Genomic DNA, 6262 nt, shown 5'->3' with positions numbered 1-6262 from the left:
GTATATGGGCGTGATAGATAGACTTATAAAGGAAAGGTCGGCTTAAGAAATTAGGATGATAGCACAGTATAGATAATATGGATTAATCCAAAGTGTTTAAAGGTGCTTGTACTCTATTTTTAAAACGGAAATTAAACAGCATGGCGAAAAATTCTTAGAGCTAAAGTTCTTTTAGTGAGGATAAGACATGGACAAGCAATGTCTTTTTTTATTTTTTGGGGATATGGAGCTTAAAAGTTCAGCTTAAAATTAGGCATAGTAGGCGCTAATGAAGTAAAATAACTGTAATTTCAGAGAAAAAATGGAGTTTTTACACGTGTTGCTAAATTGTGAACCGTCCCTATTTTAATTGTCACAGATATTTGATATGCTTCATATATTTATAATGCTATTAAATTCTTTAAATTTGAAAAGTGCTGGGAGGTGAGGCTAATAAAAAGCATAGAACAGGTATTAATTGAATTTTATCCTTTAAGTAATTTTTTCAGGTGATAAAATGATGAACTTCAAGAAATTGTTAATGACTATTATATGCTCTACAGTTCTCTCTTTTCTGATATTTGGATGTGGCTCGGCTCCTGTAGAGCAATCTTCCCCCCAGAAAGGAATAAATTCTGAAAATAACAACACCGCAGGGAATAATTCAAATCAATCCAACGATAAAAAAGGAAGCCCTGAAAAACAGAACAATGAGCAAAATAGTAAACAGAACGATGAAACTACCAACAAAACAAATGATGAACAGAAAAAACAGGAACCTGCAGAAGAAGTTAAGTCATATAGATTTGGAGATAAGGGAGAAAAAATAAAGGAAATACAGAGAAGCCTTAATAAATTTAACTATAGCTTGCCTGTGGATGGCTTCTTTGGCACTAAAACCCTCTGGGCAGTTAAGGATTTTCAAAGGAGAAATAAAATACCTGTAGATGGCATAGTAGGAGAACAGACACTTTATAAACTTTCCTTAAAGCCAACTAAAGAAACCATGTACACTCCACCAAAGAATCCTGAAACATCAAAAGATACTTCATCGATAAATACAATTGAAGCTTTTGTAAACGGAAAGGGATTGTCAAGTACAACAAAATATTTAATATGGGTGAACACAGAAACACGCCACGCATATGTTTTTACCGGAGAAAAAGGCTCATGGCGTTTATATAGGGATATGTTATGTACGGTAGGAAAACCTTCAACTCCTACAGTTAAAGGTACTTTTAAAGTAAACGGCAGGGGAAGTTATTTCCGTGTTAATAAAAACACTATATGCAAGTATTATACAAGATTCTATGGGAGCTATTTGTTCCACTCAGTAATATTAGATAACAATGGAAAAATTGTTGATGGAAGGCTTGGAATGAAATTGTCCCATGGCTGTGTGAGGCTCTCAATAGAAAATGCAAAATTCATTTATGATAATATTCCTAACGGCACGACTGTATATATCAATTAAAAACTCTCCATAATGGAGAGTTTTGTAAGTTTAACCCACATATTTTTCAACATATTTATTAAAAACATACTCCATCAGGATAATTGCAGGTATTCTTGATATAAAGTTTATGCCATTAATAGAGTACTTTGTGGAGTAAATAAACAGGGATTTGTCTGCAATGTTTGATAGGGTGTTAAGGCTCATGCTTGTTAAGGAAACCACGGTGGCCTTTTTGGTTTTTGCTATATTTACAGCCCTTATAATCTGGGATGTTTCGCCTGACATTGATATTGCAAAAACGAGGTCCTTTTCTTTTAGAGTACTTGCCGAAAGATACATAATACTTGTATCATCGTAGTGATAGGTCTGCTTTCCAACAAGCTGAAAGCGCCTTGACATTTCCATGCATACCAATCTTGAGGAGCCTTCTCCATAAAAATCAATTCTTTCAGTCTCGTGTATGAGATCAGTAATTTCATCTATTATAGAGTCATTAATCATGTCTTTAGTTTTATCTATATCATTAAAAATATTGGAAGATGTTTTTGACTGTGTATAAACTCTGCCCTTCTCGCCCTGGTTTTTAACAGTTAATGCAAGGCTGTTTTTTAACTCTGAATATCCGTTAAAGCCAAGCTTCTTGCAAAAGCGAATAATCCCTGCTGTGGATACAAAGGTTTTTTTTGCCACATCCTGTATCTTCATGTTCTTAATGTCCTGTGCATTTTCTATAAAATACTTTAGAAGCTCATTTTCATTTTTATTAAGCTTTTCCCTTTCCTTTTCTATTCGAATGAAAAAATCCATGGTACCTCCCAAGCATAAGAATTATATATAATTGATTTTTGCAATTTTCTGCATATACGTACATTAATAGTATAGTCAACAGCACATAGAATTTAAAGTCAAATTTTTGAAATAAGGTAATATAACAGTGCTTAGGGTGAAAAAAGTTTCAGAAAATGAAAAAAAGTCAATTTGCAAACTAAATTTCTAAATGTCTGAAAAGCATTTCGAAAACCATCTTATAACTATATAATATAATTGAATTCGAAGTTTGTCGACAATCTTTGAAAAAATTTGATATTTTTAAATGGTATTTATTATTCACATATTACAGAAAAAATTGATGAGATCATTTTTAAAACGAGGGGTTAGTAAATGCTTAAAAAATTAAACAACTATTTTCAAAGATTAGGAAAAGCCTTTATGCTTCCAATAGCCTTGATATCCTTTGCTGGTATATTCCTTGGAATAAGCGCAGCATTTTCAAACCCAAATGTTATAGCCAAGATGCCTTTCTTAGGGAATTCCACCCTACAGATGATATTCCAGTTTACGAAGGCAGTAACTGGAGCACTGTTTGGAAACCTGCCGGTGCTCTTTGCTATATCCCTTGCAATTGGACTTGCTAAGGATGAAACAGCAGTTGCAGGTTTTTCAGGATTCGTTGGATACATTATTTTAAACGTAACGATAAACTTTGTGTTAACTGCTACTAAAACCTTAGCACCAGCAGCTAAGATGACGGAATTAGGACAGGGCATGACGCTGGGAATTCAAACGCTTCAGCTGGGTGTGTTTGGTGGTATCATAGTGGGTATGGTAACGGGAGCCCTTCATAACAGGTTCTACACAATAAAATTACCTGATTACATTGGATTTTTCGGAGGAACGCGTTTTGTTCCAATAGTTACAACCTTTGTATTTTCACTACTTGGACTTTTCGTTCCGGTAGTATGGCCTCCAATAAGTGCAGCAATTCAAGGTTTAGGTTATGCTATTGCTAACCTTGGTTACTTTGGAACATTCCTCTTTGGACTTCTTGAAAGATTATTGATTCCATTTGGGCTTCATCATATACTCAACGCAATGTTTAGATTTACACCTGTTGGTGGAGAAATGGTTATAGGAGGAAAAACAATTGCAGGAGCACTTAATATTTACTACGCTCAACTTGGCGCAGGGGTTAGCTCATTCTCAACAGAAGCAACAAGATTTCTTGCACAGGGAAAGATTCCAATAATGATGTTTGGTCTTCCAGGTGCAGCACTTGCAATGTATAGAACAGCAAAACCAGAAAACAAGCAGCGTATAAAGGGTGTTCTCATGGCAGGAGCTTTGGCATCCTTCGTAACAGGAATAACAGAACCCCTTGAATTCTCGTTCCTGTTCGTTGCACCTGTATTATACATAATACACTCAGTACTCAGTGGTCTCTCATTCATGCTCAACCACGTTTTAGGCGTTGCAATAGGAAATACTCAGGGTGGAGTTATAGACCTTGTGGTATTTGGTATGCTTCAAGAAAATACAAAGTGGTATATAACGCTTGCGATCGGTATTATATATGCATTTGTATACTACTTCGTATTTAAGTTTGTCATCGAAAAGATGAACCTTAAGACCCCAGGACGTGAAGAAGATGTTGCTTTTGAGGATTCTGTAGGTTTAGAAGCTGATGATCTTGATGCTAAGGCATTGGAAATAATAAGGCTTCTTGGTGGAAAGTCAAACATAGAAAGTGTAAACAACTGCTTTACAAGACTTCGTGTTGTTGTAAAGGACATGAGCCTTGTTGATGAAAAGGGATTTGCAAAAACTGGTGCAGCAGGTGTTATAAAGCCAAGCAAGACCGATATTCAAATAATCTACGGACCATCTGTATCTTCAATTAAAGTAGCTGTAACAAAGCAGCTTAAGAAAATTGCTTAGACCATGATTCGGCAGATAACTGATTTTGCTTGCCGGGTCAAATATAAAATAGATAGGAGAGATCATTATGAAAAAGTTCAATCTTACTTTAGTCGGAGGAGGAAGTACCTGGACGCCAGGACTTCTGCAAAGTCTATGCAAAATGAAGGATAGATTTCCGCTCAAAAAGCTTATTATGTTTGATATAGACGCAGAAAGACAGGCAATAATAGGAGAATTTGCAAAGATACTATTCAGGGAACAATATCCAGAGCTTGAATTTCACTATACAACAAATGTAGAAGAAGCCTATGCTGATGTAGATTTCGTCTTTATGCAGATGAGAACCGGTGGATTTAAGATGAGAGAAAAGGATGAAAAGATTCCTCTAAGCATGGGAATCTTAGGACAGGAAACCTGCGGACCTGGAGGATTTGCATATGGGCTTAGATCGATCCGTGATATGATAAAGACAATAAACGATATAAGAAAATATTCAAAGGATGCATGGATATTAAATTATACAAATCCAGCAGCTATAGTCGCAGAGGCATTAAGAAGGGTATTCCCTGATGATAAGAGGATACTTAACATCTGCGATCAGCCGGTTAACCTTTTAAGATCCTATGGAAGATTGCTTGGAAAGGATCCAAACGAATTTGAACCTGTATACTTCGGTTTAAATCACTTTGGATGGTTTACACACCTTTATGACAAGGAAGGAAAGGACCTTCTTCCTGAGCTTAAGAAACTCATTTTAGAAGGTGGATTTAAGCCTGCAGATGCAGAGCAAAGGGATAAGTCATGGCTTGACACATATGCAATGGTTAGAGACATGCTTATTGACTTCCCAGATTATCTTCCAAACACATACCTTCAATACTACTACTATCCTGATTACAAAGTATCACACCTTGATCCAAACTATACTCGTGCAAATGAAGTTATGGATGGAAGGGAAAAAAGAATATTTGCAGAGTGTAAAAGAGTTGCAGAGGCTGGTACAGCTAAAGATTCTGTGCTTGTACACAACGACGCCCACAGTGAATTTATTATAGAAGTTGCAGAATCCATTGCGTATAATAAGGGAAGAATATACATCGTTATAGTTGAAAATAACGGTATAATTTCGAACATCCAGGATGATGCCATGGTTGAAGTAGCTGCAGTTCTTACGGCAAATGGGCCAAGGCCACTTGCCGTAGGTAAGATAGGAACCTTCTACAAGGGTATGATGGAAGCTCAGCTTGCATATGAAAAGCTTACAGTTGATGCATACTTTGAAGGCTCATATGAAAAGGCACTTCAGGCATTAACACTTAACAGAACAGTAGTATCAGCAAAGAAGGCAAGACAGGTACTTGATGCATTAATTGAAGCAAACAAGGATTACTGGCCGGAACTTAAGTAATATAGAATATCGATAATAAGTTATGGGGCATGAGTAAAATTATCGGCAGCATGTTACATGGATAGCATTTTCGATTTTTGCTCATGCCCTTGCTTTTATAGGAGCATGTTAGGAGGAACTTAGGATGTTAAAATTTTTGAAGAACATATTAGGAAATAATAAGAAAGAAAATAAAGATTATGAATACATAGCGTCGCCACTTGAAGGAAAGGTGGTTTCAATTACTGAGGTTCCAGATCCTGTATTTTCACAAAAAATGATGGGGGACGGTTTTGCTGTTATTCCTTCAAAGGGTATTGTAGTTTCACCTATAGACGGAGTTGTTGCAAGTATATTTCCTACAAAGCATGCTATAGGCCTTAAAGGAAAAAATGGAAGAGAAATAATTATACATGTTGGTGTTGAAACGGTTAACCTAAATGGTGAAGGCTTTGAGCTATTTGTAAATGAGGGACAGGTAGTAAAAATTGGTGACAGGCTTCTTAATATTGACATAGATAGAATTAAAGACAAGGTACCATCTGTTATTACGCCTGTTATAGTTTCAAACCTTGGAGATGGAGAGACATTAATAGTTGAGAAAATGGGTAATGTAGCCCTTGGAGAAGAGGGAGTTGCTTTTATAAAAATAAATAAAAATTAATTATAAGCAAAAAACACCGGAACTAATATGAATTCCAGATGTTTTTTATCTGTTCATATAATAAATTTTCATATTTTGA

Annotated in this window: 5 protein-coding genes; 4 read left to right on the top strand and 1 reads right to left on the bottom strand. The window is 35.8% G+C overall.

The genetic code is table 11. The features are described 5' to 3' along the window. Positions 1–499: 499 nt before the first annotated feature. Entirely contained in the window at positions 500–1453 is a 954-nt protein-coding gene (locus EDD71_RS10005; RefSeq protein ID WP_166636433.1) for a L,D-transpeptidase family protein, read from the top strand. 30 nt (positions 1454–1483) lie between these two features. Here the strand turns inward: EDD71_RS10005 and EDD71_RS10000 are convergent, their stop codons facing one another. Further along, positions 1484–2242, bottom strand: coding sequence for a MurR/RpiR family transcriptional regulator (locus EDD71_RS10000; protein ID WP_133628595.1), 759 nt, complete (start codon positions 2240–2242; stop codon positions 1484–1486). A gap of 354 nt (positions 2243–2596) precedes the next feature. Between EDD71_RS10000 and EDD71_RS09995 the strand changes: the two genes are divergently transcribed. The 3 genes from EDD71_RS09995 (at position 2597) to EDD71_RS09985 (ending at position 6183) form a co-directional block, all read left to right on the top strand. Continuing rightward, the gene (locus EDD71_RS09995) at positions 2597–4150 is read left to right on the top strand and encodes a PTS transporter subunit EIIC (protein WP_133628594.1); all 1554 of its coding nucleotides are present in this window, start codon (positions 2597–2599) and stop codon (positions 4148–4150) included. A 67-nt stretch (positions 4151–4217) separates the two neighbouring features. Further along, positions 4218–5540, top strand: a complete 1323-nt coding sequence (locus EDD71_RS09990) for a 6-phospho-alpha-glucosidase (RefSeq protein ID WP_133628593.1) — start codon at positions 4218–4220, stop codon at positions 5538–5540. Between the two features lie 124 nt (positions 5541–5664). Further along, positions 5665–6183, top strand: coding sequence for a PTS sugar transporter subunit IIA (locus tag EDD71_RS09985; protein WP_133628592.1), 519 nt, complete (start codon positions 5665–5667; stop codon positions 6181–6183). Positions 6184–6262 lie beyond the last annotated feature (79 nt).

Source organism: Fonticella tunisiensis (assembly GCF_004364155.1).
Lineage (GTDB): Bacteria > Bacillota > Clostridia > Clostridiales > Caloramatoraceae > Fonticella > Fonticella tunisiensis.
Note: the sequence above shows the minus strand (reverse complement) of the source record. Positions and strands in the feature narration are given on the sequence as shown.

Coding starts and splice junctions, on each gene's coding strand:
- EDD71_RS09995 (WP_133628594.1), top strand. CDS start 2,597: ATGCTTAAAAAATTAAACAACTATTTTCAAAGATTAGGAAAAGCCTTT.
- EDD71_RS10000 (WP_133628595.1), bottom strand. CDS start 2,242: ATGGATTTTTTCATTCGAATAGAAAAGGAAAGGGAAAAGCTTAATAAA.
- EDD71_RS09985 (WP_133628592.1), top strand. CDS start 5,665: ATGTTAAAATTTTTGAAGAACATATTAGGAAATAATAAGAAAGAAAAT.
- EDD71_RS09990 (WP_133628593.1), top strand. CDS start 4,218: ATGAAAAAGTTCAATCTTACTTTAGTCGGAGGAGGAAGTACCTGGACG.
- EDD71_RS10005 (WP_166636433.1), top strand. CDS start 500: ATGAACTTCAAGAAATTGTTAATGACTATTATATGCTCTACAGTTCTC.